At 56.1% G+C, this 25,061-nt stretch carries 26 protein-coding genes and 2 tRNA genes; 19 read left to right on the top strand and 9 right to left on the bottom strand.

What is annotated here, in order from left to right:
• The first annotated feature begins 76 nt into the window (after positions 1-76).
• A complete protein-coding gene (guaD, locus tag IM271_RS13400; RefSeq protein WP_193052724.1) occupies positions 77-1,393 on the top strand; it encodes a guanine deaminase in 1,317 nt (438 codons plus the stop codon).
• Here the strand turns inward: guaD and uraH are convergent.
• Both uraH and uraD read right to left on the bottom strand, forming a co-directional pair.
• The gene (uraH, locus tag IM271_RS13395) at positions 1,373-1,696 is read right to left on the bottom strand and encodes a hydroxyisourate hydrolase (RefSeq protein ID WP_088204966.1); all 324 of its coding nucleotides are present in this window, start codon (positions 1,694-1,696) and stop codon (positions 1,373-1,375) included. The two genes, guaD and uraH, sit on opposite strands and share 21 nt — an antisense overlap.
• Positions 1,693-2,193 (bottom strand): 2-oxo-4-hydroxy-4-carboxy-5-ureidoimidazoline decarboxylase, encoded by a 501-nt coding sequence (gene uraD / locus IM271_RS13390; protein WP_088204965.1) that lies wholly within the window; start codon positions 2,191-2,193, stop codon positions 1,693-1,695. The genes uraH and uraD overlap by 4 nt, the downstream gene beginning before the upstream one ends.
• A gap of 239 nt (positions 2,194-2,432) precedes the next feature.
• Here uraD and hpxO point away from each other — a divergent pair, with 239 nt between their 5' ends.
• From hpxO to IM271_RS13375, 3 genes are read left to right on the top strand one after another with little or no spacing between them, the layout of a single operon-like run.
• Entirely contained in the window at positions 2,433-3,587 is a 1,155-nt protein-coding gene (gene hpxO, locus IM271_RS13385; RefSeq protein WP_193052723.1) for an FAD-dependent urate hydroxylase HpxO, read from the top strand.
• A gap of 15 nt (positions 3,588-3,602) precedes the next feature.
• Positions 3,603-4,637, top strand: a complete 1,035-nt coding sequence (hpxD, locus tag IM271_RS13380) for a molybdenum cofactor-independent xanthine hydroxylase subunit HpxD (protein WP_059354509.1) — start codon at positions 3,603-3,605, stop codon at positions 4,635-4,637.
• An 11-nt stretch (positions 4,638-4,648) separates the two neighbouring features.
• Positions 4,649-5,584, top strand: coding sequence for a PDR/VanB family oxidoreductase (locus tag IM271_RS13375; RefSeq protein WP_193052722.1), 936 nt, complete (start codon positions 4,649-4,651; stop codon positions 5,582-5,584).
• Positions 5,585-5,628: 44 nt separating this feature from the next.
• On the opposite strand, the gene IM271_RS13370 is transcribed toward IM271_RS13375, so the two are convergent.
• Positions 5,629-5,716: transfer RNA gene (locus IM271_RS13370), tRNA-Ser, on the bottom strand.
• 279 nt (positions 5,717-5,995) lie between these two features.
• Here IM271_RS13370 and IM271_RS13365 point away from each other — a divergent pair.
• The 5 genes from IM271_RS13365 (at position 5,996) to IM271_RS13345 (ending at position 11,107) form a co-directional block, all read left to right on the top strand.
• Complete coding sequence (locus IM271_RS13365; protein WP_193052744.1) at positions 5,996-7,132, top strand: D-alanyl-lipoteichoic acid biosynthesis protein DltD; 1,137 nt, start codon at positions 5,996-5,998, stop codon at positions 7,130-7,132.
• A 128-nt stretch (positions 7,133-7,260) separates the two neighbouring features.
• Positions 7,261-8,379: an MBOAT family O-acyltransferase gene (locus tag IM271_RS13360; protein ID WP_193052743.1), complete on the top strand. Its 1,119-nt coding sequence runs from the start codon at positions 7,261-7,263 to the stop codon at positions 8,377-8,379.
• Entirely contained in the window at positions 8,376-9,809 is a 1,434-nt protein-coding gene (locus tag IM271_RS13355; RefSeq protein ID WP_047368240.1) for an AMP-binding protein, read from the top strand. Before IM271_RS13360 ends, IM271_RS13355 begins: the two co-directional genes overlap by 4 nt.
• A gap of 17 nt (positions 9,810-9,826) precedes the next feature.
• Positions 9,827-10,045, top strand: a complete 219-nt coding sequence (locus tag IM271_RS13350; RefSeq protein ID WP_028012621.1) for an acyl carrier protein — start codon at positions 9,827-9,829, stop codon at positions 10,043-10,045.
• A gap of 225 nt (positions 10,046-10,270) precedes the next feature.
• A complete protein-coding gene (locus tag IM271_RS13345; protein WP_193052721.1) occupies positions 10,271-11,107 on the top strand; it encodes an alpha/beta fold hydrolase in 837 nt (278 codons plus the stop codon).
• Positions 11,108-11,174: 67 nt separating this feature from the next.
• Here the strand turns inward: IM271_RS13345 and IM271_RS13340 are convergent.
• Positions 11,175-11,262: transfer RNA gene (locus IM271_RS13340), tRNA-Ser, on the bottom strand.
• Positions 11,263-11,406: 144 nt separating this feature from the next.
• Positions 11,407-13,035, bottom strand: a complete 1,629-nt coding sequence (locus IM271_RS13335; protein WP_193052720.1) for an ABC transporter substrate-binding protein — start codon at positions 13,033-13,035, stop codon at positions 11,407-11,409.
• A gap of 269 nt (positions 13,036-13,304) precedes the next feature.
• On the opposite strand from IM271_RS13335, the gene yccA reads away from it, so the two are divergent.
• Positions 13,305-13,964, top strand: coding sequence for an FtsH protease modulator YccA (yccA, locus tag IM271_RS13330; RefSeq protein ID WP_013097244.1), 660 nt, complete (start codon positions 13,305-13,307; stop codon positions 13,962-13,964).
• Between the two features lie 56 nt (positions 13,965-14,020).
• Here the strand turns inward: yccA and IM271_RS13325 are convergent, their stop codons facing one another.
• Both IM271_RS13325 and IM271_RS13320 read right to left on the bottom strand, forming a co-directional pair.
• A complete protein-coding gene (locus IM271_RS13325; RefSeq protein ID WP_193052719.1) occupies positions 14,021-14,497 on the bottom strand; it encodes a hypothetical protein in 477 nt (158 codons plus the stop codon).
• The gene (locus IM271_RS13320; protein WP_193052718.1) at positions 14,494-15,255 is read right to left on the bottom strand and encodes a winged helix-turn-helix domain-containing protein; all 762 of its coding nucleotides are present in this window, start codon (positions 15,253-15,255) and stop codon (positions 14,494-14,496) included. Before IM271_RS13320 ends, IM271_RS13325 begins: the two co-directional genes overlap by 4 nt.
• A gap of 331 nt (positions 15,256-15,586) precedes the next feature.
• Here IM271_RS13320 and IM271_RS13315 point away from each other — a divergent pair, with 331 nt between their 5' ends.
• The 6 genes from IM271_RS13315 (at position 15,587) to tusE (ending at position 21,798) form a co-directional block, all read left to right on the top strand.
• Positions 15,587-16,306 carry a fimbrial protein gene (locus tag IM271_RS13315; RefSeq protein ID WP_206689348.1) on the top strand — a complete coding sequence of 240 codons (720 nt, stop codon included), beginning with the start codon at positions 15,587-15,589 and terminating at the stop codon, positions 16,304-16,306.
• A 75-nt stretch (positions 16,307-16,381) separates the two neighbouring features.
• Positions 16,382-16,888 (top strand): CS1 type fimbrial major subunit, encoded by a 507-nt coding sequence (locus IM271_RS13310; protein ID WP_028012615.1) that lies wholly within the window; start codon positions 16,382-16,384, stop codon positions 16,886-16,888.
• Between the two features lie 72 nt (positions 16,889-16,960).
• Positions 16,961-19,678 (top strand): TcfC E-set like domain-containing protein, encoded by a 2,718-nt coding sequence (locus IM271_RS13305; protein ID WP_193052717.1) that lies wholly within the window; start codon positions 16,961-16,963, stop codon positions 19,676-19,678.
• A 1-nt stretch (position 19,679) separates the two neighbouring features.
• Positions 19,680-20,837: a CfaE/CblD family pilus tip adhesin gene (locus tag IM271_RS13300; protein WP_193052716.1), complete on the top strand. Its 1,158-nt coding sequence runs from the start codon at positions 19,680-19,682 to the stop codon at positions 20,835-20,837.
• A gap of 10 nt (positions 20,838-20,847) precedes the next feature.
• Positions 20,848-21,399, top strand: coding sequence for a LuxR C-terminal-related transcriptional regulator (locus tag IM271_RS13295; RefSeq protein WP_193052715.1), 552 nt, complete (start codon positions 20,848-20,850; stop codon positions 21,397-21,399).
• Positions 21,400-21,468: 69 nt separating this feature from the next.
• Positions 21,469-21,798, top strand: a complete 330-nt coding sequence (gene tusE / locus IM271_RS13290) for a sulfurtransferase TusE (RefSeq protein ID WP_028012611.1) — start codon at positions 21,469-21,471, stop codon at positions 21,796-21,798.
• On the opposite strand, the gene yccX is transcribed toward tusE, so the two are convergent.
• Positions 21,795-22,076 (bottom strand): acylphosphatase, encoded by a 282-nt coding sequence (gene yccX / locus IM271_RS13285; RefSeq protein ID WP_028012610.1) that lies wholly within the window; start codon positions 22,074-22,076, stop codon positions 21,795-21,797. The two genes, tusE and yccX, sit on opposite strands and share 4 nt — an antisense overlap.
• A 92-nt stretch (positions 22,077-22,168) precedes the next feature.
• Between yccX and rlmI the strand changes: the two genes are divergently transcribed.
• Together rlmI and hspQ are read left to right on the top strand one after the other, a co-directional pair.
• Positions 22,169-23,359, top strand: coding sequence for a 23S rRNA (cytosine(1962)-C(5))-methyltransferase RlmI (gene rlmI, locus IM271_RS13280; RefSeq protein ID WP_045261702.1), 1,191 nt, complete (start codon positions 22,169-22,171; stop codon positions 23,357-23,359).
• Between the two features lie 60 nt (positions 23,360-23,419).
• Positions 23,420-23,737 (top strand): heat shock protein HspQ, encoded by a 318-nt coding sequence (gene hspQ, locus IM271_RS13275; protein WP_008499919.1) that lies wholly within the window; start codon positions 23,420-23,422, stop codon positions 23,735-23,737.
• Positions 23,738-23,774: 37 nt separating this feature from the next.
• Here hspQ and IM271_RS13270 read toward each other — a convergent pair whose 3' ends face one another.
• Positions 23,775-24,188 carry a CoA-binding protein gene (locus IM271_RS13270; RefSeq protein WP_028012609.1) on the bottom strand — a complete coding sequence of 138 codons (414 nt, stop codon included), beginning with the start codon at positions 24,186-24,188 and terminating at the stop codon, positions 23,775-23,777.
• A gap of 173 nt (positions 24,189-24,361) precedes the next feature.
• On the opposite strand from IM271_RS13270, the gene IM271_RS13265 reads away from it, so the two are divergent.
• Positions 24,362-25,024, top strand: coding sequence for a DUF2057 family protein (locus tag IM271_RS13265; protein WP_045261703.1), 663 nt, complete (start codon positions 24,362-24,364; stop codon positions 25,022-25,024).
• The last annotated feature ends 37 nt before the right edge of the window (positions 25,025-25,061 follow it).

Genomic DNA, 25,061 nt, shown 5'->3' with positions numbered 1-25,061 from the left:
TGCGGCCCGTTCATTCTGGCACCGTTCTTGCTGAGCTTTTTCACCCCGCTACGCAAACACTAAGGCAGGACCCACGATGGAATACCAGACTGCGATACGCGGTGCATTTTTCGATATCGCCCAGGTCTGCGACAGCGCAGACGCGATTGCCCAACACGCCCGCTACCTTGAGGACGGGCTGCTGTTTATCCAGAACGGAAAAATTCTGGCGCACATGGCGTGGCAGGAGGGCGAGCAGTATCTCGACCCCCACAAAGGCTACACGGACCTGCGCGGCAGGCTGCTGCTGCCCGGTTTTGTCGACACCCACGTTCATTATCCACAAACGGAGATGATCGGCGCCTTCGGCGAACAGCTGCTGGAGTGGCTAACCACCTACACCTTCCCGGTGGAGAGCCAGTTTGCCGATGAAGCCTACGCGAAAGAGATCGCCGAATTTTTCATTAACCAACTGGTGAGCAACGGCACCACCACCGCGCTGGTGTTTTGCACGCTGCATCCGCAATCGGTCGAAGCGCTGTTTACCGAAGCCCTGCGCCTCAACATGCGCCTTATCGCCGGAAAGGTGATGATGGACCGGCACGCGCCGGACTACCTGAGCGAAGATGCAAAGCAGAGCTACCGGCAGACGCGGGAGCTGATCCAGCGCTGGCATCAACGGGGTCGGCTGGGGTATGCCATTACGCCGCGCTTTGCCCCAACGTCCTCACCCGAGCTGCTCGCCGCGGTCAGCCTGCTCAGAGAGGAGTTCCCGGATACCTGGCTGCAGACCCATCTCAGCGAAAACCCAAACGAAGTGGCCTGGGTGAACGATCTCTGGCCGGAGCACGAGCGCTATCTGGACGTATATCACCACTACGGCCTGACCGGCGAGCGCAGCGTGTTTGCCCACGCGATCCATCTGCACCACAGCGAGTGGCAGTGCCTGCACGACACCGGTTCAGCGGTGGCGTTTTGCCCCACCTCGAACCTGTTTCTCGGCAGCGGGCTGTTTCGCCTGCCCGCCTGCTGGCAGCACAAGGTGCGGATGGGCATCGGCACCGACGTCGGCGCGGGCACCACCTTCAGCATGCTACGCACCCTGGGAGAAGCCTACAAGGTCGGCCAACTGCAGAGCTACCGCCTGCGCGCCAGCGAGGCGTTTTATCACGCCACGCTGGGCGGCGCGCACGCCCTCAGGCTGGACGATAAGATTGGCAACTTCGCCCCCGGCAAAGAGGCGGATTTCGTGGTTATCGATCCTGACGTGACGCCGCTGCAGCGCCTGCGCAATCGCCGCTGTCAGGATATCTACGAGCAGCTATTTGTGCTGATGACCCTGGGCGACGAGCGCAACATCAGTGAGACCTGGATCAACGGCGAGCGGGTGTGGTCAACTGCCCCGGTAGGTTGACCACCCGCCAGGTGCAATCACAAACGGCAGATGGAAGTGCTCGTCTGCCGCTTCTCCCGTCACAAAATCAATTTGCGCGCAGGGGTAAATCGTCTCCCGGCCGGTTGCGCGAAACCACCCGCCGATCTCCGCCACCAGCCGATAGTGGCCTGCGGGCAGGAAAGGGACAAATTCGGTGATGCGACCATTAACGTTGGTAACGCCCGTCGCCATGATTTCGCCCTCCCGTTCTAAGTGAACCGTCACGCCCGCGGCGGGTTTGCCCGTTGAAATATCGAGAATATGGGTGCTGAGCGTGCTCATTCGCTAATCACTCCTTCCAGCCGCAGCAGCGTAATTTCCCGCAGCTGTTCCAGCGCAGCATGGATTTCCTGAGCGTCGCTGTTTTCCAGCCGCGCGCGCAGGGCTTGTAATATCTCCTCGCCGCTGCGGCCCTTCGCGCGGATCAGAAATACGCGCCCAAAGCGGGCCTCGTAGCGGGCGTTACCCTCGCGCAGCGCCTGCGCAAGCGCCGCGTCACGGTCATTCACCGCGCCCTGCTCCTGACGCGACAGCGCCGCCTCCACCTCTTCACCCGCGGGCTTTTCCCCGATGCGCGGGTGCGCGCTCAGGGCTTGCGCTAACGACGCCTCATCCCAGCGCTGCATCAGCGCCTGCGCCGCGATCGTCAATTCACTCCGGCTCGGGTAAGGCCGTCCATAAACCAGCGCCTCAGCCCAGCCGGGGAGCGCCACGCAGGGGGTGAGCAGCGCGAGAGCCTCTTTCTCAGGAAGATGATTGAAGTCGTGCAGTGCGATCATAGTGTCTCCTTTATTGTCCTCCTCCGGGTTGTTGCACAAACCACGCCACTCTTGTCGCCGATGTGAAACAGTCGATTCTGTATGGCTGGACAGGAAATTATTGATTCATAAAAAGGCATATTCACCGTGTTTGCGCACCTTAGCAGTGCAAACTCACCTCCCACAACGCCGTTTTCGCCACTCTGCAGCCTGGTACGCAAATTGCTGAAAGTTTTTACACCCTGCAAAAGGAGAGAAGCATGAAAGCAATCGTCATTGGCGCGGGTATTGGCGGCCTGAGCGCTGCCGTCGCGCTAAAGAAAGCGGGCATCGACTGTACCGTGTTCGAAGCCGTAAAAGAGATCCGGCCCGTCGGGGCGGCCATCTCCATCTGGCCTAACGGCGTGAAGTGTATGCAGCACCTCGGCATGGGCGACATTATCGAAACCTACGGCGGTCCGATGCGTTTTATGGCCTACAAGGATTACCGGCGCGGCGACACCCTGACCCGCTTCAGCCTCGCCCCGCTGGTTGAGCGTACCGGCGGGCGCCCCTGCCCCGTCTCGCGCGCTGAACTCCAGCGCGAAATGCTGGACTTCTGGGGGCGCGACAAGGTGCAGTTCGGCAAGCGCGTGGAACACGTCCACGAAGACGACGCGGGCGTAAGCGTGACCTTTACCGATGGCACCACGGCAACAGGCGATTTTGTGATTGCCGCCGACGGCAGCCACTCGGCGGTTCGTCCGTACGTGCTGGGCTATACCCCGGAGCGCCGCTACGCCGGCTACGTGAACTGGAACGGGCTGGTGAAGATTGATGAAGAGATTGCCCCGGCGCACCAGTGGACCACCTTCGTTGGCGAGGGTAAACGCGTGTCGCTGATGCCCGTCTCCAACGGACGCTTCTATTTCTTTTTTGACGTGCCGCTGCCCGCGGGCCTGGCGGAGGATCGCACCACCCTGCGCGCCGATCTCACGGGCTACTTCCGCGGCTGGGCGCCGCCGGTGCAGAAGCTTATCGCCGCGCTGGATCCCGATACCACCAACCGCATTGAAATCCATGACATCGAGCCGTTCGACAACCTGGTACGCGGCAACGTCGCGCTGCTCGGCGATGCCGGGCACAGCACCACGCCGGATATCGGCCAGGGCGGTTGCGCGGCCATGGAGGACGCCGTGGTGCTGGGCGAATGCCTGCGTGAAAACCACAACATTACGCTGGCGCTGCGGCAGTACGAAGCCCTGCGCTGCGACCGGGTGCGTGACCTGGTGCTGAAAGCGCGTAAACGCTGCGACGTCACCCACGGGAAAGATATGGCGTTGACGCAGGCCTGGTATCAGGAACTCAAAGAGGAGACCGGGGAACGCATTATCAACGGTCTGTGCGAGACCATTCAGGGCGGCCCGTTAGGCTAAACAAGAGGGACAACGATGAAAAGAGAACCGACACCACCCGCCCACTGCACGTTTGAGCCAGAGGACTGGCTGCGCCTGGCGAAATGCTGGCATCCGGTTGCGCGCGCCTGCGACGTCGGCCCGGCCCCCGTCAAGGCCACCCTGCTGGATGAACAGCTGGTGATTTACCGAATTAACGACCAGGTCGTGGTTGCCCGGGACGTGTGTCCGCACCGCGGCGTGCCGCTGACGCTCGGCTTTCACGACGAGCACGGGATTATCTGCCCCTACCACGGCTTACGCTTTGGTGAAGACGGCCGCTGCAACCGCATTCCGTCCAGCCCCGACCAGCCCGTTCCGGCGAAGCTGAATCTGATTAACTACGCGGTGGAAGAGCGCTTCGGCCTGATCTGGACCTGCCTGGCGTTTGACCCGGACAATCCCGTGCCGCTGCCCACCATGCCGCACTGGAGCGACGACGGATTTCAGCAGATCAACTGCCCGGCGTTTGAGGTGAACGGCTTCGCCGGGCGCCAGGTGGAGGGGTTTCTGGATGTTGCCCACTTTGCGTGGATCCATACCGATACCTTTGCCGATCCCAATAATCAGCTTGTCCCTATCTATCAGCCGCAGGAGACGCCCTTCGGTTTCGTGGCCGATTACTGGAGTTCCGTGAGCAACTATCCCGCCAGTTCACCCGTGCAGGCGCCAGAAGGGTTCCAGTGGCTGCGCCATTTTGAAATGCATCTGCCGTTTACCGCCACCCTGACGATTCATTTTCCGGGTGAATCGCGGCTGGTGATTATGAACGCCGCCTCGCCCGTCTCGTCACGGGTGACCCGCATGTTCGCGCCCATCGCGCGCAATTTTGATCTGCATATTCCGGTGGAGGACGTGCATGCCTTTAACCTGCGCATTTTTGAAGAGGATCGCCTGATGGTCGAAACCCAGCGCCCGGAAAGTCTGCCGCTGGATCTCACTCTGGAAGCCCATATTCCGGCAGATAAGAGTTCGATTGCCTACCGCCGTGGACTGAAAAAAATGGGCTTTGGCGAATTTTTCCTGGTATGACGGAGGCCAATATGCTGAACGCGATCGTTGACGGGCTGTGGCGCGAGGGGGATAAAAGCCTCGCCGTCAGGCTGGTGGCCGAAAACGGCGACGCGCTACCGGCGTGGCAACCCGGCGCGCACATTGATGTCCACCTGCCCTGCGGCGTGGTCCGCCAGTACTCTCTGACCGGGGCATGTGGCGACGAGAGCTATCTTATCTGCGTGGGGCGAGAAGCCGCCTCGCGCGGCGGGTCGCGCTACGTTCACGAAACGCTGCGTCCGGGCCAGAGGCTTTCAATCTCGGCCCCGCGCAATCTGTTTCCGCTGCATCAGGCTGAGCGGGTATTGCTGCTGGCAGCAGGGATTGGCATTACGCCGCTGTATGCGATGGCATTGCAGCTGAAAGCGACCGGAACGCCGTTTACGCTGCACTATTACGTCAGAAACCGGGAAAACGCGGCGTTTGCGCGCGAACTCTCGCAGTGCGGTGACTGCATTATTCATACCACCACCCCACGAACCACGCTGGCGGAGCATTTCCCCGCGCCTGAAGCGGGGCTGCACGCGTGGGTGTGCGGACCTGCGGGGTTTATGGAGAAAGCGCGCGATGTGGCGGCGGCGAAGGGATGGAATGACGCCCATATCCACAGCGAGGCGTTTCAGCCCGCTCCCCCTGTCACAAGCGGCGTCGCAGGCGAGATCTTTACGGTCAAGCTTGCCTCTACCGGCGAGCGCTGGCCGGTGCCTGCGGATAAGACCATCGCTCAGGTATTACAGGAAAACGGCGTGGACGTGCCGCTGTCCTGCGAAATGGGGATCTGCGGCGCCTGCCTGACGCCGGTGATTGACGGCGTGGTGGACCACAGGGATAGCGTGCAGTCGGAGGCAGAAAAAAGTGCGGCTGACCAGCAGGTGGCGCTCTGCTGTTCGCGGAGTCACTCCGGGGAGCTGGTGATTGCGCTGTAAAACGAAAAAACCCTGCGATATTGCTATCGCAGGGTTTTCGAATTTGGCGGAAGCGTAGAGATTCGAACTCTAGAACCCTTTCGGGTCGCCGGTTTTCAAGACCGGTGCCTTCAACCGCTCGGCCACGCTTCCAAAGTGAGGCGCACTATAAACATCTATTAGCGCCTTGTAAAGCAGGAATTTTTCTATTTTTGCCTGCAGGCGTTTGACTGCGCAAAAAGTCACCCGGACGCTTACCAGCCCTCCCCCCTTCTCCCCTTGTACATACCGTTACACAGCAACGCTCATCCTTTTAAATCACCGTGGTATAGAATGCCAAAAAAAATAGACGGCCATGTGTTTTGTAATGGTAATAAATCCGGGTAATGCGGGTTTTAACGCATTACTGTCATAGCGCCTTACTGGTTGATGATGAAAATCAAAAATACGTTTTGCTTACATATCCTGATGGCCGTTTTGGCCATTTTAGTCCTGAGTTTTCACCCGCTGGTGACAAGCTTTGATCCGCCGCTTAAATTCCAGCCGCTGATCAAGTCCATGGCAGGGACGACAAAAGAACAGGCGGAAAAAATAGCCACTATTTCCCATGCTTTAGAAGGGAATGCTATTTTCTTCCTTGGTGCGTCTGAGGTCGCCACCTCAGAAGAGGAACATTACGCCGTATTTAATTATTTTAATAAGCAATTGCACCAGCCCGTCGTGGCCTATGGCGATGCGTTTGTCGATGACGAAACGCAATTTTTACTTCTCTCGCGTTTTAAAGATAGCCTTAACGCAAACAGCAAAGTGGTGCTGCTTCTGGCGCCTGACGGTTTTTATTCAAAAGGCCTGCCGCCCGCTATCTATGCGGATAATTTTCCGGGCTCGATTTTTAATCCCCTGATGAAGGATCCGCAGGCGCGCCCGTTCCTGGTTAATTACCTGAAGCATATTGATGCGAAAGAGATAAGCCATTTAACCTTCGGGCAAATGCGTGTGTATGGCTGGCATCCGGCGCTGATGTGGGACGAGCTGAGTTTTCAGTTTGCAAACTTCTGCACCCTGATTAAAAACGACTGGCTGTCGCTGCTCAACATCAGGCCACAGACGGCGCAGCCCTGGCCTCAGCAGCCAACCGCCCGTCTTTCCCCTGACTGGGATAAAGCGCTGGCGAATGCCCGCGAGTTGAATAAAAAGCGCCATCAGAGCGCGGCCACGCTGTGGATGGACAAAACGATTTACGACGAGGACGGTAAGCCGCAGCAGTGGGATGACACGCCGGTGGTGCCGGGGCAGTTCGCCGCGTTCAGGAAAACCGTTCAGCTTTTGAAAGCGCATCACGTGCAGGTGATAGCTATCGTCGACCCGGTTAACCCCTGGGCGCTTTACAATACCGACACCTTCCGCCCGTTCGATAAGCTGATTCAAACCATTCTGAAAGAGAACCAGATCCCGTATTTGGATATGTACGCCATGCCGTATCAGAACGGCTGGAACTGGGATCGTCTGCACCCTACCGAACTGGCCTGGGTGCCAATGCTTCGCTTTATTGCACAGAGTTTTAAATAATGAAAATCGCGATCCGTCTTTTTTGCCTTTATTTACTGCTGGCGATCACCGTCGTTGCATGGACCGCTGTCGATGACAGCATGAGTATGCAGCTGCATTTTGAATATCAAAAATTCTGAGGCGAAATGATGTACAGCTCAGGAATGTTTTTTGTCTGTTTATTTTCATCCGCGCTGGTGTTTGCGATGGTTAATCGTGTTTTACGCCACCGTCTGACCTGGCTAGTTTCCTTATCCGTGGTGACAGCATTAGGCTGGGGTTATATTTTTCAGGGCAATTACAGTGTTCCCGTGGCCGTCTTTTGCTGGTTTTATCTTGTCGCCACGTTAAAAGAAAAAGGCAGATTAAAAACCTGGCAGGCGGTCGTTTTAACGCTGCTGCCTCTGGTTCTGGTGAAATTACATTTTAATTATCACCTCGGCACAATCGGTCTCTCTTTTATGACCTTCCGCGCTGTGGATGTACTGCTGTATCGCAGTAAAAAAGAGGGCCAGAATTTCCTGCACTATTTCTGCTATCTCTTTATGCCCTTTATTATTCTGGCCGGCCCGATGTATCGCTGGCGGACATGGATGAGCGATGTGAACAAGCCGGCATTTGTCCTGAACCGTGAACAGTTTTTAACGGCGCTGGAGCAAATTATTACCGGCATCATTCAGAAGTTCCTGTTTGCCATGCTGATCGATTCGCTCGTCGTGCAGCCCTGGAGCCATAAGCCGTTTACCCTGACCGTGGGCATGGTGATGTCGATTGCCTACAGCGCCTATCTGTACTTCGATTTTGCGGGCTACAGCAATATGGCCATCGGCGCGGGCCGGCTGTTTGGGCTGAATATTCCGGCAAACTTCAACATGCCGCTTCTTGCAAAGAACCCGCAGGATTTCTGGCGCCGCTTCCACATCAGCCTGTCCGAATGGCTGCGCGACGTGGTCTTTATGCCCGTCTATATGAACCTGATGAAGTTTAACTTTTTCCGCCAGAACAAAACGCTGGCGCAAAATATCGGTATTTTTTGCACCCTGTTCTGCATGGGGGCGTGGAATGGCCTGGAACGCCATTACGTCATCAGCGGCGCGCTGTTTGGCGCGATTTCCGTCGCGCACAACATGCTGCTGTGGTCAGCCAAACGCAGCCCAACGTTACACCGCGGATTGCAGTATCCGGCCGTTGCGTTTTTGGGACGAATTCTGACGCTGGGAAGCGCCGCAGGATCCCTTTACATCTTCAGTGGAATGTCACCTCTATGAAAAATCACTCCGATCTTCAGGAACTGCAGGATTTCTTGCGTGCGGCACTGCGCGATCCCGCCTCCCCGCAGCAGCTGGCCATCAGCGGCAGCGACGAAACCTTAAGCTGGCTCCAGCTTTCCTCTGCCGTGACGGACTGGGCAGAGCGTTATCGACGCTGCCAGCCCGCAGACGGTACGCCGATCGTGCTGTACGGCCATCAGCAGGCCGAGTTCGCCGTGGCAATCTATAGCTGCCTGCTGCACAACATTCCGTACATCCCGGTGGACTGCATCTACCCGCAGGAGCGGCTTCGCGAGATCTGCAACCTGACCGGCGCCCCTTACTACTACGACGTGGCGACGCGGCAGTTCATCGCCACCGGCGAGGCGGGCAAGGTCCTGGAGGAGCAGGATCTGGCCTATATCATGTTTACCTCAGGCAGCACCGGAAAACCGAAAGGCGTGCAGATTGGACGTGAAAGCGTATGGCACTTCATGAAGTGGGTCAGCCAGGACTTTTCGCTGCCGGAAAAACCGGTGCTGATGAACCACGCGGTGTTCAGCTTTGACCTCTCCCTGATCCCTCTGCTGGCGAACCTGGCGATGGGAGGCCACATCGTGCTGAATGCCAAAGAGGATATCCAGAAAGAGAACTGGCTCGAGCGACTGCAAAGCAACGCGGTCTCCGCCTGGGTTTCCACCCCCTCTTTTGCCTACCAGCAACTGCTTTCTCCGCACTTTAACAGCGAGTATTTGCCTGCACTCAGCGTCTTTATCTTCATTGGTGAAGTGCTCAATAAAGCGCTGGTGAAACAGCTCCGCCGCCGTTTCCCGCAGGCCAAAATCATCAACTCCTATGGCCCAACGGAAGCGACCATTGCGACAACCGTGGTTGAGATCACGGATGAGATCCTTAACAGCGACAGCGCGGTGCTGCCGGTGGGCGTGATGATGCCGGACAGCAGAATGGAAATTTCCGCCGAGGGCGAGCTGATTATCTGGGGCAAAAACGTCATGCGCGGCTACCTCGGCCTGCCGCAGGAGAACGCGGCTAAACTGCTGCGTCGGGAAAATGATGCGTTCCGCGGCTACCGGACCGGCGATCTGGGTTATGAAGACGGGCTCATCTACTGCCAGGGCCGCAACGACAGCCAGGTCAAGCTGAATGGCTACCGCATCGAGATCGGCGAGATTGAAAACCGCCTGCTGGCCATGTCCGGCATCAGTGAAGCGGTGGTGATGCCGCTGATGAAACCCTGCGGCAGCGTGCTGCGCATCGCCGCGTTCTGCGTGACGGAGCTTGCACCGGATGCGATCAAAACCTCGCTGGCAAACGTGGTGCCCCACTACATGGTGCCTTCACAAATTATCGTAAAAGACGCTTTGCCGCTAAATCCTAACGGCAAAATTGACCGCAAGCTGCTAGACGCTTACGCCCGCACACATTAATTATCCCAGGAAAAATGATGGAACACGATATTCTCGCCCTGTTTGAAAAAGTGTTATCCCGCAAGGTTGGCTTTCACGATGAGCTGATTGAATCCGACATTCTCGACTCCATTCTGGCAGTCGACATGGTGCTGGAGGTGCAGGACGTTTACGGCTGTATGATCCCGCCTACCGACGTGGCGACGGTGCTGAAAACCCCGGCCGATCTCGCCCGTTATATTGAAGAGAACCGTTAACGCCCCCTCCTCTGATGGCTCTGGGACTCCCTCCAGAGCCCATCATTCGCTTTCCCCTTCTGGATACCATTCACACGAATGAAACCCACCGGTTTTACTATTTCTCCTACACTTTAGGGGTACTGTCGGTACGGGAAACAAAACAAGCCAACATCATGAAGACAATAATGGTTCGCTCTGCGCTCAGCCAGCGATCGTTGCGTCTTTAACAGAGGAGTCTGCGGTATGGCATTCGTAACAACGAAAGACGGCGTCAATATTTACTACAAAGACTGGGGTCCGAAAGAGGCTCAGCCCATTGTTTTCCATCACGGCTGGCCATTGAGTGCCGATGACTGGGATAACCAGATGCTCTTCTTCCTTGCGGAAGGCTATCGCGTTATCGCAATCGACCGCCGTGGTCACGGGCGTTCGGACCAGGTCAGCGAAGGGCACGATATGGATCATTATGCGGCTGACGCGTCGGCCGTGGTTGAAAGCCTGGATCTGCACAATGCGGTGCACGTCGGCCACTCTACCGGCGGTGGCCAGGTGGCCCGCTATGTTGCGAAGTACGGCCAGCCGCAGGGGCGCGTTGCCAAAGCGGTGCTCGTGAGCGCCGTTCCACCGTTGATGGTGAAAACAGAAAACAACCCTGGCGGGACACCTGTAGAGGTTTTCGACGGCTTTCGTAAAGCGCTGGCCGCGAATCGCGCCCAGTTTTACCTTGACGTCGCCAGCGGTCCTTTTTATGGGTTTAACCGGGCGGGGGCCAAGGTTTCACAGGGCACCATTCAGAACTGGTGGCGTCAGGGCATGATCGGCAGCGCCAGGGCCCACTATGAGGGAATTAAGGCGTTTTCAGAAACCGATCAGACAGAGGATTTGAAAACCATTACGGTTCCCGTTCTGGTGATGCAGGGGGATGACGATCAGGTCGTGCCTTATAAGAATGCAGCCCTTCTGCAGGACCAGCTGCTGGCGAATAGCGTGCTGAAAATCTATCCGGGCTTCCCGCACGGGATGCATACCACCCACGCGGATACCATTAACGCGGATATTCTGGCCTTTATCCGCTCATAGACGTCAGGTTTACAGATACGCGCAAAAAGAAAAACCCCAGCTTAACGAGTAAGCTGGGGTTTATATCTGGCGGAAGCGCAGAGATTCGAACTCTGGAACCCTTTCGGGTCGCCGGTTTTCAAGACCGGTGCCTTCAACCGCTCGGCCACACTTCCTGAGTGAGGCGAACTATAAACACCTCACCGCATGCTGTAAAGAGTGGCTGCAATCGTTCGCTTTAAAATTAGCCAAAATGTGCTTAATCGGTTGAACTGACAACACATCGGCGATTTTATCAGCATAAAATCCAGCCCTCTCGCTTAGTGCTTTTTGATGTACATATCTTTTGTGAAATAGTACCCCAGCTTATCCGGCGTAAAGCCACCCACCCACGGTTTCACCAGGTGCGTACGGACGTAGTGATAAACCGGAATGGCAGGCACATCACGCCCAAGCAGATCCTCTGCCTGCTGGTAGAACTTACCCCGCTCTGCCGGCGTTTTGGCCTTTGCGGCGTTGATCAAGGCTTGATCGTAGTCCGGGTTGCTGTACTGGCTGGTGTTTTCACTGTCGCCGGTACGGAAGTTGTTCAGGAAGGTCGCCGCGTCGTCGTAGTCGGCAATCCAGGCGTAGCGCACCGCGTCAAAGTTGTGGGTGTGCATGGTATCCAGCATGGTTTTCCACTCCTGATTTTGCAGCTTCGCGTCTACGCCGAGGTTTTTCTTCCACATAGAGCTGGCCGCAATCGCGATGCGCTGGTGCGATTCAGAGGTGTTATAGAGCAGGTTGAAGCTCAGAGGATGGCTTTCGTTATACCCGGCCTCGTTGAGCAGTTTTTTCGCCTCAGCAATACGCTTGTCCAGCGGCCAGCTGGCGTAATCCGGATTCTGCAGCTTGACCCCGCCGATGTCCGGCTGGCTAATCAGCCACGCCGGACGCTGCCCCTGCCCCATCACCTTCTCAGCGATGATGTCTTTATCCAGCGCCATGTTCAGCGCCTTGCGCACGCGGGCATCGTTGAACGGCGGACGGGTGGTGTTGAATTCGTAGTAATAGGTCGCCAGCTGCGGGGAGACGTCCAGCTGGCTGCCCAGCGTTTTCTTCAGTTGAGCAAACTGGTTAATGGGTACCGTATACACAATATCAATTTCGCCCGCTTTATAGCGGTTCACATCCGAGGCCTCGGAGGTGATCGGCAGATAGGTGACTTTGTTAATAACGGTATGCGCGTTATCCCAGTAGCGCGGGTTACGCTCCGCCACAATGCGTTCGTTGACCACCCACTGGGACAGCTTATACGCTCCGCTGCTGACAAAATGCTCCGGTTTGGTCCACTTTTCGCCGAAACGGCCAATCAGCACTTTATCCACCGGCACCAGCGACGGGTGCGCCAGCATCGCCAGGAACGCCGCGTTGGGCTGGGTGAGCGTTACTTCCAGCGTGGTATCGTTAATTGCTTTTACGCCCAGCGTGTCGGGGGATTTTTTCCCCTGAGCGATATCGGCCGCGTTGACGATATGCATGTTGCCGGGATAGCTGGCGTACGGTGAAACGGTTTTTGGATCAACCAGGCGCTGCCAGCTCCAGACCACATCCTCTGCGGTAATGACCGTCCCGTCGCTCCAGGTGATGCCCGGACGTAAGTGGAACGTCCAGACGGTGTTGTCCTTATTCTCCCATTTTTCAGCCAGCCGGGGTTGGATTTCTCCTGACGGGGAGACGCTCACCAGCCCTTCGAATAAATCGCTGATAATATTGAATTCGACATCGCTTTCGACTTTGTGCGGGTCGAGCGAGGCCGGTTCGCTGCCATTGTTTCTGACCAGTTCCTGTTTTTCGGCCAGCGCTGTTCCTGCCGGCACGTTAGCCGCCCAGGTCGCCGTGCTGGCGCACAGGATCCCGGCGGTGAGTAAAGAGAGCGTAAAGCGCGTGCGTGTTTGTGGTTTCATTTCCTTCGCCTTATTGTCTGTTTTATGACGATCCGGAGATAACTCTTAGCGCCCGAAAGGCAATAACGCAATATTTTTCAGTAACCTATAAGAGGTTGATCTGGTAAATACTTTTAAACCGCCGTTCATACTGGTTACACATGCTTTTGCAGAAGAAATGACCACCTTCAGCGCTAACGTGCTGAGTAAAGATGGGTAAAACCACTTTGAGACTGGCGCGCCGTTTCCTATTCTTTCCGTTAATTACATCTGTCATAAGAGAGTGACTCATGGATCGTATAATTACTTCCTCACGCGACCGCACATCGCTACTCAGCACCCACAAGGTGCTGCGCAATACCTATTTCATGCTCAGCCTGACGCTGGCGTTTTCAGCGATCACCGCTACCGCCAGCACCGTGCTGATGCTGCCGTCTCCGGGCCTGATCCTGACGCTGGTGGGGATGTACGGTCTGATGTTCCTGACCTACAAAACCGCTGATAAACCGGTCGGTATTCTTTCCGCGTTCGCCTTCACCGGCTTCCTGGGGTATATCCTGGGGCCGATCCTGAACGCGTATCTGTCTGCCGGTATGGGTGACGTGATTGGCATGGCGCTGGGCGGTACCGCGCTGGTGTTCTTCTGCTGCTCGGCCTACGTGCTGACCACGCGCAAGGATATGTCCTTCCTCGGCGGTATGCTGATGGCGGGTATCGTGGTGGTGCTGATTGGTATGGTGGCAAACATCTTCCTGCAGCTGCCTGCCCTGCACCTGGCGATTAGCGCGGTGTTTATCCTGCTGTCATCCGGCGCGATCCTGTATGAAACCAGCAACATTATTCACGGCGGTGAGACCAACTACATCCGCGCGACCGTGAGCCTGTATGTGTCGCTGTACAACATCTTCGTCAGCCTGCTGAGCATCCTGGGCTTCGCCAGCCGCGATTAAGCAGACCTGCTGAAACAAAAAGGAGAATGCCTCAGGCATTCTCCTTTTTTTATGCCCTAGTCACCGCGGCAAATATAGGTGGGATAGAGCCGGTCCTGTATCAGCCACACGGCGGGCGCAAGCTCGGAGATCGTCAGGTAATAGCGGGCTGTCGGCCTCGCAAAGCCTCCCCACTTTTCGTCCGGGGTATTGTCATTATGCCGACGCCAGGTTTTGGTGTAGCTCAACACGATAACGTTATCATCATCCCGTCGCGACCAGGTAAAATCCACATCCCTGTCAACGATCATGCCCCGGCCTTCAGCCATAGCTGCACCTTTGTACGTTGTTAAGCCGGTGCCGTCCCGATGAAAATAGAACTGGGCCACGGTATTGACCCGGACCTCATTCGCTTTTCCCTCGTTACGCGTAAAGTTAAATTCCGTACTGCAGGCCAGCGCATCACGCTTATATATGCCCCCGGAATAAATAAAGAGCACCAGCGCGCCGCCAGCAAGCGCCCCACCCGCAGCAAACAGAAGTCTCATTTTCATTTTTCTGCCCCGCTTTTATAGCGAATGGTTTTGCACAGGCTGGTTTTATTGACCGGGCATGCACCAATGAACACTTCATCCGCAACTGCAAGGTTAAAGCGGGCGCTGAAATAGTAGATATTGTACGCTTCGCGCGCGCACGCCACGTTATTCGCCTCCAGCAGCACCGCCAGTTTCGAGAGCACCAGCGGCCGGCCATGATCGTTAATAAGCCAGATGCTACAGCCCGCTATTTTCTGCGCGACGGGCTTTGGCGTCATCGGTATAGCGATCTTCTGCTGCTGGTTAAACAGCAGGCCTAACCCCAGTGCTGATGCTAACAATACCGCCGCCGCGGCGCCCCATTTAAGGGAAATACGCTGACGTTTTTCCTCTGGTGGCACGACGGAAGAGAACGGCTGTGCTTCAGCGGGTTGAACAATTTGCGCAGGCTGGCAAATCACATCGGCAACAAAACGGAATCCATACCGGGGTATCGTCACAATGAAATTATGATGTTCCCCAAGAGACTGGAAGCCTTTGCGTAATTCACTGACCGCTTTGTTGAGGTTATTTCCAGACGGCGTAAAGCCATACTCCTCCCAGACGCGTGTAATTAATTCCTCCCGACTCAGATCGTGCCCTTTATGACGAATAAACTCCTGTAAAAGGCGAACGGCTGGCGCCGAGAGCGTTAATACAGACTCCGGTTGACCAACAAGGCTAATTGCATGTGCTTCAGGATCAAATAACAACGAATTATTGCATATAAAAAACATATTTCACTCTCAGCTATTACCGCAGGCTTTTTTATCCCTGTGACATCGGCAAGAAAATCGCTTCCTGAGCTGGTTCTTTTTTCATCAACAGGAATTTTCTTCCCATCCTGGGTAGCGGCATTTTCTTTTAACTATACAACTTTAAGACCAGCAAATCAGGATAAATCACTGTATAGCAGCGGTTAACTAATACAAATTTTCAAAACCTGCTGTTCTGGTTAAAGTTTCCCTGCCCTGAAGCGATACGAAAGCAGACGGTGTCCTGGTGTTAAAAACCGCACAAGAACTCAGAGCAGGCAGGCTGAATGTGAAACAGAAACAAAAAGTGAATATGACAACCGCGTTTTATGTCGCCGCGCTGTCGCTGTCATTTTTCTCAGAAATGACAATGGCCAATATGAGCGTCTATCCAATGGAACTTAACGTGGATAGCGCCGGCGCAGCGCAAATAAAAGTGGCATCGAAAACGGATGATATTCAGTTCATTCGGGTGAGGCAAAAGAAAATTCTTAACCCCGGAACGGCCCAGGAAAAAGAGATTGACGTTGCTTCGTGGAAAGAAGGCGGCGTCGTGGTGACGCCCGATAAATTTGCCCTGGCTGCAGGCGCAATGCGCGTGGTGCGCCTTGTTTCACTGACGCCGCCGGAAAAAGAGACCACCTGGCGAGTCTATTTTGAAGGGGTGAAACAGCCGGACAGCATTATTCCCGGCCAGCCCGAAAGCACGGCAGCGACGGCAAAGCTTGGGGTCAATGTTATCTGGGGGGCGCTGGTACATCTGGCCCCTGCCACGGAGCGCGTTTCGCTGCATATCGATCCCGCACGGGGGACCGTCACCAACGCCGGCACCCTGCGCGTGCCGCTCAGGGAGATCGGTATTTGTCAGTCAGACGACGTCTGTAAATGGATTAAAGAAGACGCCACGATTTATCCGGATACCGAGCGGAAATTAAAAACGCTTAATCAGGTAAACGGCAAGAAATACAAATTCCGCTACTTCAACTGGGTGAAAAAAACCGCTGAAGAAGCTGACTTACCCGTCGTGCAATAACACGACGTCACTGTAAAAACCCTTGTGGTTTGTTTAAAGAGCCAGGGTGCTCATTTGTAAAATATGGAGATATCAATGCGTAAATTTATTAAACCTCTGATGATCGTTGCCGCGATGACCACATCTGCCAGCGCGCTGGCGATCCAGAAAGATATTACCGTCAACGCCAGCGTTGATTCACAGCTGGATATGACCCAGGCCGATAACACGCCGCTGCCAGCCAGTATCGACATGCAGTATCTGCCGGGTCGGGGCCTGGAAAGCTACCGCCTGAACACCAAGGTATGGTCCAACTCCGCTACCAGTAACGTCAAAGTACGCCTCGTTAGCGCAGCTAAGCTCACCAACACGGATGGGGATCAGATTGTACCGATGACGGTTCTTCTGGGTGATAAAACTCTGTCCACCACCGATGCCGAATTTACCGGAACCGAACTGTTCCCGGGCAGCATTGAAAACGGTTCTGCGGTTCTGCCTCTGACCATTTCCCAGACCACCAAAGGCATTCTGAAAACCGGCCAGTACAGCGGCGTTGTAAGCCTGATGCTGACTCAGGCGACCACCACGGAAGGCGGTGCGTAACACCATAGCACCTAAGGAATAACGTCAGAGGGCGCCCGCCCTCTGACGTCAGGATGATGTCGAGGCTCGTTCATGGCGTTTCACAAAAATACTCTCCTTTTTGTTGCTTTATTACCCGCATCTGTCCACCTCGCCTGCGCTGAGATGGCCGTCCCGGCCGGATTCGAAGACCTGGCGAAAACGCAGCGCATGTGGACAGAGGTGAGCTTATACGGCGAGTCGCTTGGCCTTTTCGAAACCGATATCAATCTTGAAACGGTCAGTTTTGTCGCGCCTGAAACTGTGGTCGCGGCCATCAAACGTCAGTTTAACGACGATCCTGCCCTTATCGGCTCCGTTTCCGCAGCGTTGGCCGTTCCGCTTGCCCGTAACGGCAACCTGGCCTGCAGCAGCAACGGCTCCGCGACGGGGTGTGATTATCTCGAAACCCGCCGTGCGGCCATCATCTATGACGAAAACAATGCTCGCATAAACCTGTTTTTTGATAAGCGCTTTTTGCCAAAGCCCTCAGAAGAAATCCAGTGGTATCAGCCCACCCAGGACAGCGAAAACGCGTTGATTCATCAGCAAAATATCAATTTCGTTGCCGACAGGGATTATCAGTCTGCCACCGTTCAGGGCAACGGGGCGCTGGCGCTGACCCAGGACGGCTATCTTAACCTCGACTGGACCTGGCTGGGACAACGCTCGCGTCATCAGCAGCAGCAGGAAATGACCGTTAACAATGCCTGGTTCCGCCAGGATTTATGGCGTGAATATTATCTACAGATAGGCGAGATGGATACCCGCGACCTGTTCAGCAACGCCGGGGGGAATATTAACCTCAGCCAGCTGCCGCTGGGCAAAATTCGTGGCCTGCGCACGGGCTCGACCCGGGCATGGATCAACCCGGTTCAGCAATCGAAGGGCACGCCCATTACGGTGCTGCTTTCGCACGATGCGCGTATCGACGCGCGCCGCGGCAAGGAGCTGCTGGCCAGCTTTTACCTCAACGCCGGGGCACAAACTCTGGATACCCGCGCGTTTCCGGATGGAAGCTATACCGTGACGCTGTCAGTTTACGAAAACAACCGACTGACGCGTACCGAGCAGGTTCCGTTTACCCGTACGGGCATTACGCCATTCGACCGCGTCGAGTGGTTTATGCAGGCAGGGGAAACGGCTAATAACGATCGCAATGATGAACGCAGCCCGGTCGCACAGGCGGGTATACGCCTGCCCGTCACCCCGACGCTGGCGCTGACCAGCGGCGCAACCGTCATGAAAAGGCAGCACTTCCTGGAAAATGCCCTCGACTGGAGCCGCGGCTTTAACGCGGGCCCGATCGACGGGGTATTAAGCACACGCTTTAGCTACCTCTACGGCAGCAAGGGCCAACGCGGTAATATTCAGCAAATCAGCTATAACGACGGGTTTTCGCTGAGCTTCTACCGCAACGCGTTATCCGCAGAAAATTGTGATACCCGCAGCGCAGGTTTTGACGCCGTCAACGGCTGTTATCGTAGCCTCTCGATCATGTTCTCCGTGCCTGTCGGCTCGTGGTACGCCAACCTGGGGTATTCGGATAACCGCAACGAAGGGCGCTACGTTACGCGCCGGGAACTGCCTGACCATGACGATCGTCACGATGCCGGCCTGCCGTGGGAGCCGGTGTATATGACCCGCTCCCGCACGCAGGCCTGGCAGGGCGGGCTGAGTAATACCTTTAGCGCGCGCGGTCTGAACATCAACAGCAGCATTAACCTGTTTATGCGCAACGACCACTCTCGCGACGGGAAAGACAAAGGCGGCTATCTGAGCGTTAGCCTCTCACTGGCGCATAAGCGTCAGGGTGATGCGTCAGGCTATACCTCGCTTGGTGCAACCTGGCAGCACCAGCAGCATCAGAAAAACCAGCTGAGCTACAACGTGGCGCACAACTGGTATGCCGACGCGCGCGGCGAGAATGAATACGGGCTGAGCGCGTCGGGGATTAACAGCGATTCGCTCAATGCCTCGGCGTATACGCGCCAGGGTGGACGTTTTGGTAACGCCAGCCTGACGGTGAGCGACGCATGGGACCGCCAGGATGGGCGCCATACGTTAAGCAGCAGCGGCAACTACAGCTCCACCCTCGCCCTGTCGCGCTCAGGGCTGTGGCTTGGCCGCTGGGGCGATGGACGCCCGGCTTCTGCCGTTGCGGTAAACGTGGCTACGCCTGAGGATTCCCGGGATTCACGCGTCGCCGTCTCGCTGGATAACGGCGGCACCGCGGATATCCCGGCCAACAGCCGTGCCCTTTTTGCGGTGCCGGGTTATCAGCCAACAACGCTGACGGTTAATGAGTCGCTGAACGTCTCATCAGGCGCAAGCAGTGAAATCACGCAGGGTTCCGGGAGCCGGACGCTCTTTATGGTGCCGGGCAAAATGCTTCGCCGGGACGTGCAAACCACCACCCGCTACACCTGGCTCGGCCAGCTCACTGACGAACATCATTCGCCGTTCGTGGGCGGCGTACCGCTGAACGTGAACGGCTGGAACGATCTCGGCAATGGCGGTTTCAGCGCCCAGAGCGACGCCCTGCTGCGCAACCTTTATCTGGTGCGTCAGCAGCAGTTTTATCAGTGTGAACTGAGCGTGAAAAGCATGCGCGACGTGGTGCGTTATGTCGGATCTATCCCGTGTCGGGAACTCACTTTCTCCGCCCTGCCGGATTCGGTCCAGCACCAGGCGCAACTGATGCTCGCCGGGCGGAACGTGCCTACGGGGCCAACGGCCATGAATGCAGAGCACCTCACCAAAGGGAAATGATGTGAACAACTACCTCTTTATTTTACTTTTTTTGACGCTGTGGAGCTGTCAGACGCTGGCGGGCGTCCCTGCCGGAAGAAATTCCAGCGTAGGGATTAGCTACGATCGCGCGGTGCCGCCTGCGCGTTTTGATATCTGGGTCCATGAACCGAGCGGTTACGACACTATCGACCCGCAAAAGTGGGGACGCAACACCCTGACCTGCGAGTCCCGCACCGACCCGACGAACGGAGCGTGTATGACAGCGCCGGTCTGGTTTACCGCGAACCCGGCCGCCCCCTACGCCATTACGCTGCGTTTTACCCACACGTCGACAAATAAAACAGCAGATGTGAAGGTCTATGGGGAAAAACATATGTTTATCAACAACAAAGTTTTCACCTTTGCCAGCTTTGTCAGCGGCGGTACCGCCGATCTCTCGGCCTGGAACCGGGAACCCTATTTTGATTTTTACATCGTTAAAGGCGAACTGGATAAGCTCGCCCAGCCGGGCATCTGGACCGCAACGCTGAAGCAGAACCTGCGCGAATGGGGAAGCGCCGACTGCGGGGGCAACTTTAACGATGTCAACGTCGGGTGTCCGGGCTACCTCACCATAGCCCGCTGGCAGGCGACGATACGCATTGAGGTGGTCGATCCGGGTAACCAGCAGATTTATCTGCCGGCCTTCCCCCACTCAACCCCTCTGGTTAACCTCAATCTGACCAATTTTCCGGGGCGGCCCGGCGGCAGCGAAATCCAGGGCGAGAGCGCGCTGGATATGTGCCTGTTTGACGGTAAAAACAGCGCCAGCACGCGCGTCTATCTGCGCTTTGAGGATGACGGTTTAGCGGCCACGGGCCGTACTGAGGGAGCGTTTTCCGTCAGACGACGCGGTGGAAGCCAGACCGAAGCACGGGATCGGCTCGATTATCAGGTTACGGTGATCAACCCGGTAACGGGCGCAGCAGAAACCGCGGCGAATGGCAAAACGCTGATCTGGCAGGGCACTAATGACCCGCAATATCTGCGTCAGGTTGTGCTGCCGGGTGGACGGGAGAGCGTACTTTGTGTCCCCGCCCCCATCATTCTGAAAACGCCCGCGTTTGCTGCCAGCAGCAAAAATGCCGGGGATTACACCGGCACGCTACGCGTTATCTATACGCCCAGTACCTTATAAAGAGGCCATTGTGAGTTACGCCATCCTCGACAACAATCGTTTTTATGCCGAAGGGTTGCGCTACGCCCTTCTGCGCCGTAACGCTCAGACGCAGGTTGAGAGCGGTACGGTAAAGTGGTGCCGTTCGCTGCTGGCCTGCGACACCCTCGTTGTTCGCTGCCGCTTTTCCGTCGCGGGGACGCACCTGGCGCTGGTCGACATTCTTCTGGAGCTGGAAGCCAGGCGCTGGGAAGGAACGTTGTATCTGGTGTGCAATGAAAAAGGCTGGGCACTGGCTACCCATCTGCGAAAGCGGTTTGCCACGCTGACCTTATATATCATTGATGACCGGATTGCCGTTGCGGATGCGGCGTATCTGCTTGCCAGAGAGCCCCGCCGGGTGCGCACCCTGAATTGTTGCCTGACAGGCATGGAGTTCAACGTGCTCGACAGGCTGGTGAACGGACAATCGGTACGGCATGTCGCGCATATGACGCAGATGAGCGAAAAACAGGTATCGACGTATAAATGCAACGCGCTGAAAAAGCTTAATGCCAACAATCTGCTCCAGCTTCTTCTGTAGGTCGAGGTTTCTCACGCCGCCCCTTATTTGCTAGACTAGGGGCGTTTTTTACTTTATCGACAGAGCACTATGTTCATTTTTGCAGGCCAGGAAATTGAGACCGATAGCGAAGGCTATCTGAAAGACACCACGCTATGGAGCGAGCCGCTGGCGGAGAAAATCGCCGAAAACGAAGGTATCGCCCTCTCCCCCGAACACTGGGAGGTGGTCCGTTTTGTGCGCGAGTTTTATCTCGAATTCAACACCTCTCCGGCCATCCGCATGCTGGTTAAAGCGATGGCCAACAAATTTGGCGAAGAAAAAGGCAACAGCCGCTATCTGTATCGCCTGTTCCCGAAGGGCCCGGCAAAACAGGCCACCAAAATTGCCGGCCTTCCTAAACCGGTGAAGTGTATTTAATACCGAATACCGAAGTTCACATATTCCCTGCCGGGTTGATGCGGTTCCGTTAAGACCTTATCAACCCGGGCGCTGCGCGGCCCGCCTGCTTTCAGCCACGCCATCAGTTTTTCAACCTGCTCCGCGTCGCCGCAGGCGACCACCTCAACGCTGCCGTCGTCCATATTTCGCGCGTATCCCGTTAGCCCAAGCGTCATCGCTTCGCGCTGGGTGCTGTAGCGGAACCCGACGCCCTGAACAACGCCGTGGACCCAGGCAATGGTGCAGACTTTTGACATCTTCCTTCTCCTTATCCGTCTGGCGCGTTGCATTTCCCCAGCGAACTCGGGAAAATGGCGGCCATTTTCTTGAATCGACAGAACAGCAAATTATGAGTGTACGTTTAGTGTTAGCCAAAGGGCGCGAGAAGTCATTACTGCGCCGTCATCCCTGGGTCTTTTCCGGCGCGGTTGCCCGTATGGAAGGCAAAGCCAGCCTCGGTGAAACCATTGATATTGTTGACCATCAGGGGAAATGGTTAGCGCGAGGCGCTTACTCGCCAGCGTCTCAGATCCGCGCACGCGTCTGGACCTTCGATAAAGACGAAACCATCGACATTGACTTCTTCGTCCGCCGCCTGCAGCAGGCGCAGCAGTGGCGCGAGTGGCTGGCAAAGCGCGACGGGCTGGACAGCTATCGTCTGATTGCCGGTGAGTCCGACGGCCTGCCGGGCGTGACCATCGATCGCTTCGGCAACTTCCTGGTGCTGCAGCTCCTCAGCGCAGGGGCGGAGTATCAGCGTGCCGCGCTGATTAGCGCCCTGCAAACCCTGTTCCCGGAATGCGCTATTTACGACCGCAGCGACGTGGCGGTGCGCAAAAAAGAGGGCATGGAGCTGACGCAGGGCCCGGTCACGGGTGAACTGCCGCCTGCCCTGCTGCCGATTGAAGAGCACGGTATGAAGCTGCTGGTGGATATTCAGGGCGGGCACAAAACGGGTTACTACCTTGACCAGCGCGACAGCCGCCTGGCTACGCGTCAGTACGTTGCCGACAAACGCGTGCTGAACTGCTTCTCCTACACCGGCGGTTTTGCCGTTTCGGCGCTGATGGGCGGTTGTGCCCAGGTGGTCAGCGTGGATACCTCGCAGGAAGCGCTGGACGTGGCAAAACAGAACGTCGAGCTGAACAAACTGGACTTGAGCAAAGCCGAATTTATACGCGACGACGTCTTCAAGTTGCTGCGTAAATATCGCGATCAGGGCGAGAAGTTCGACGTCATCGTGATGGATCCGCCAAAGTTTGTGGAAAACAAAAGCCAGCTGATGGGCGCCTGCCGTGGGTATAAGGATATCAACATGCTGGCGATCCAGCTGCTGAACCCGGGCGGGGTGCTGCTCACCTTCTCCTGCTCCGGGCTGATGACCACCGATTTATTCCAAAAAATCATCGCCGATGCCGCAATAGATGCTGGTCGTGATGTACAATTTATAGAGCAGTTCCGTCAGGCAGCCGATCACCCCGTGATTGCTACCTACCCGGAAGGACTGTATCTGAAAGGGTTTGCCTGTCGCGTCATGTAACTTGAAAAGAGAAATATTGCCCGCACTTAATGTGTAAGTCGTATTTCCCGGGAGGTGACTATGATTGCCAGCAAATTCGGTATCGGCCAGCAGGTCCGCCACACTTTGCTTGGGTATTTGGGTGTGGTCGTGGATATCGACCCGGAGTATTCCCTTGATGAACCGTCAGCGGACGAACTGGCGGTGAACGCAGAGCTTCGCGCTGCACCCTGGTACCATGTGGTGATGGAAGGTGACGACGGACAACCCGTACATACCTACCTTGCCGAAGCGCAGCTAAGTAGCGAGCTGCAGGAAGAGCATCCGGAACAACCCACGATGGATGAACTTGCTCAGACTATCCGCAAACAGTTACAGGCTCCGCGCCTGCGGAACTAAGCGTGTAAAAAAAGCCCGATGAACGGGCTTTTTTTTATTACTTCGCCAGCCCCAGACGGGGGATATCGATCGCCGGACAGCGATCCATAACCACCTTCAATCCCGCATCCCGCGCCAGCACGGCAGCCTGCTCGTTAATCACACCCAGCTGCATCCACAATGTTTTCGCCCCGACGGCAATCGCGTCCTGCGCCACTTCCCACGCCGCCTCGGAATTACGGAAGACATCGACCATATCAATTTTTTCCGGCACGTCAGCGAGCGTGGCATAACCCTGCTGGCCCAGTAAGGTTTTCCCCGCCACTTTTGGTGAGACGGGGATGACGTGATAGCCCTGATCGAGAAGGTATTTCATCACCCGATAGCTGGGACGGTCGGGTTTATCGCTCGCGCCCACCAGCGCAATGGTACGCGTGGATGTCAGAATCTCGGCAATATCGTTCTCTTTCATGGTTTTTCTCCTGGCTTTTTTAAAAGTGTACGCCAAAGCGCACATCTCAACCATCCATCCCATACAGATGTATGAGGGCAAAACGGCAAAATATGTCTATATGTTAGTAAACGTGATTATCGAAAGATTTAGATACATTAATGCGGCGACAGTATCTTTGACGGGAGCCTTCTATGAAAACCGGTTTTGCCACTGCTCTGATTGCGTTAGTGATGCCGGTTTGCGTTTTTGCCACCACGCTTCGGCTTTCTGGCGACATTGATCTTCTGGTTCTGGACGGGAAAAAGGTTTCCAGCTCGTTATTGCGCGGGGCTGACAGCATTGAGTTAGATAACGGGCCACATCAGCTGGTGTTCCGGGTCGAAAAAGCGATCGGCCTGACTAACCATGAGCAGCGGATGTACATCTCTCCGCCGCTGATTGTCAGCTTTAATACCCGGCAAATCAGCCAGGTGAACATTACCCTGCCTCGCCTTGAAACGGAGAAGGAATCAGCGGCCTTCGACGCCTCGCCGCGCGTTGAGCTGCTGGACGGGAATGCAATGCCGATCCCGGTCAAGCTGGATATTCTGGCGTTGACCAGCGCCACAAAAAGCCCGGACTACGAGGCCGCAACGCAGGTCTATAACAAAGCCGGCAAACGCGCCTCCCTTCCGCAGTTTGCCACCATGATGGCGGACGACAGTACGCTGCTATCCGGCGTCTCGGAACTGGACGTCATTCCACCGCAGTCCCAGAGCCTGACGGAACAGCGCCTTAAATTCTGGTTCCAGCAGGCCGATCCCGACACGCGGGCCCGGTTTTTACAGTGGGCAAAGCAACAACCTTCATCTTAAGCCACATTTTTTACGCCTTTCTCTTGCAGCGTCAGAC

Origin of the sequence: Enterobacter cloacae complex sp. I3, from assembly GCF_014896175.1 — a bacterium.
Lineage (GTDB): Bacteria > Pseudomonadota > Gammaproteobacteria > Enterobacterales > Enterobacteriaceae > Enterobacter > Enterobacter bugandensis.
This window is presented reverse-complemented; position numbering and strand designations above follow the sequence as displayed.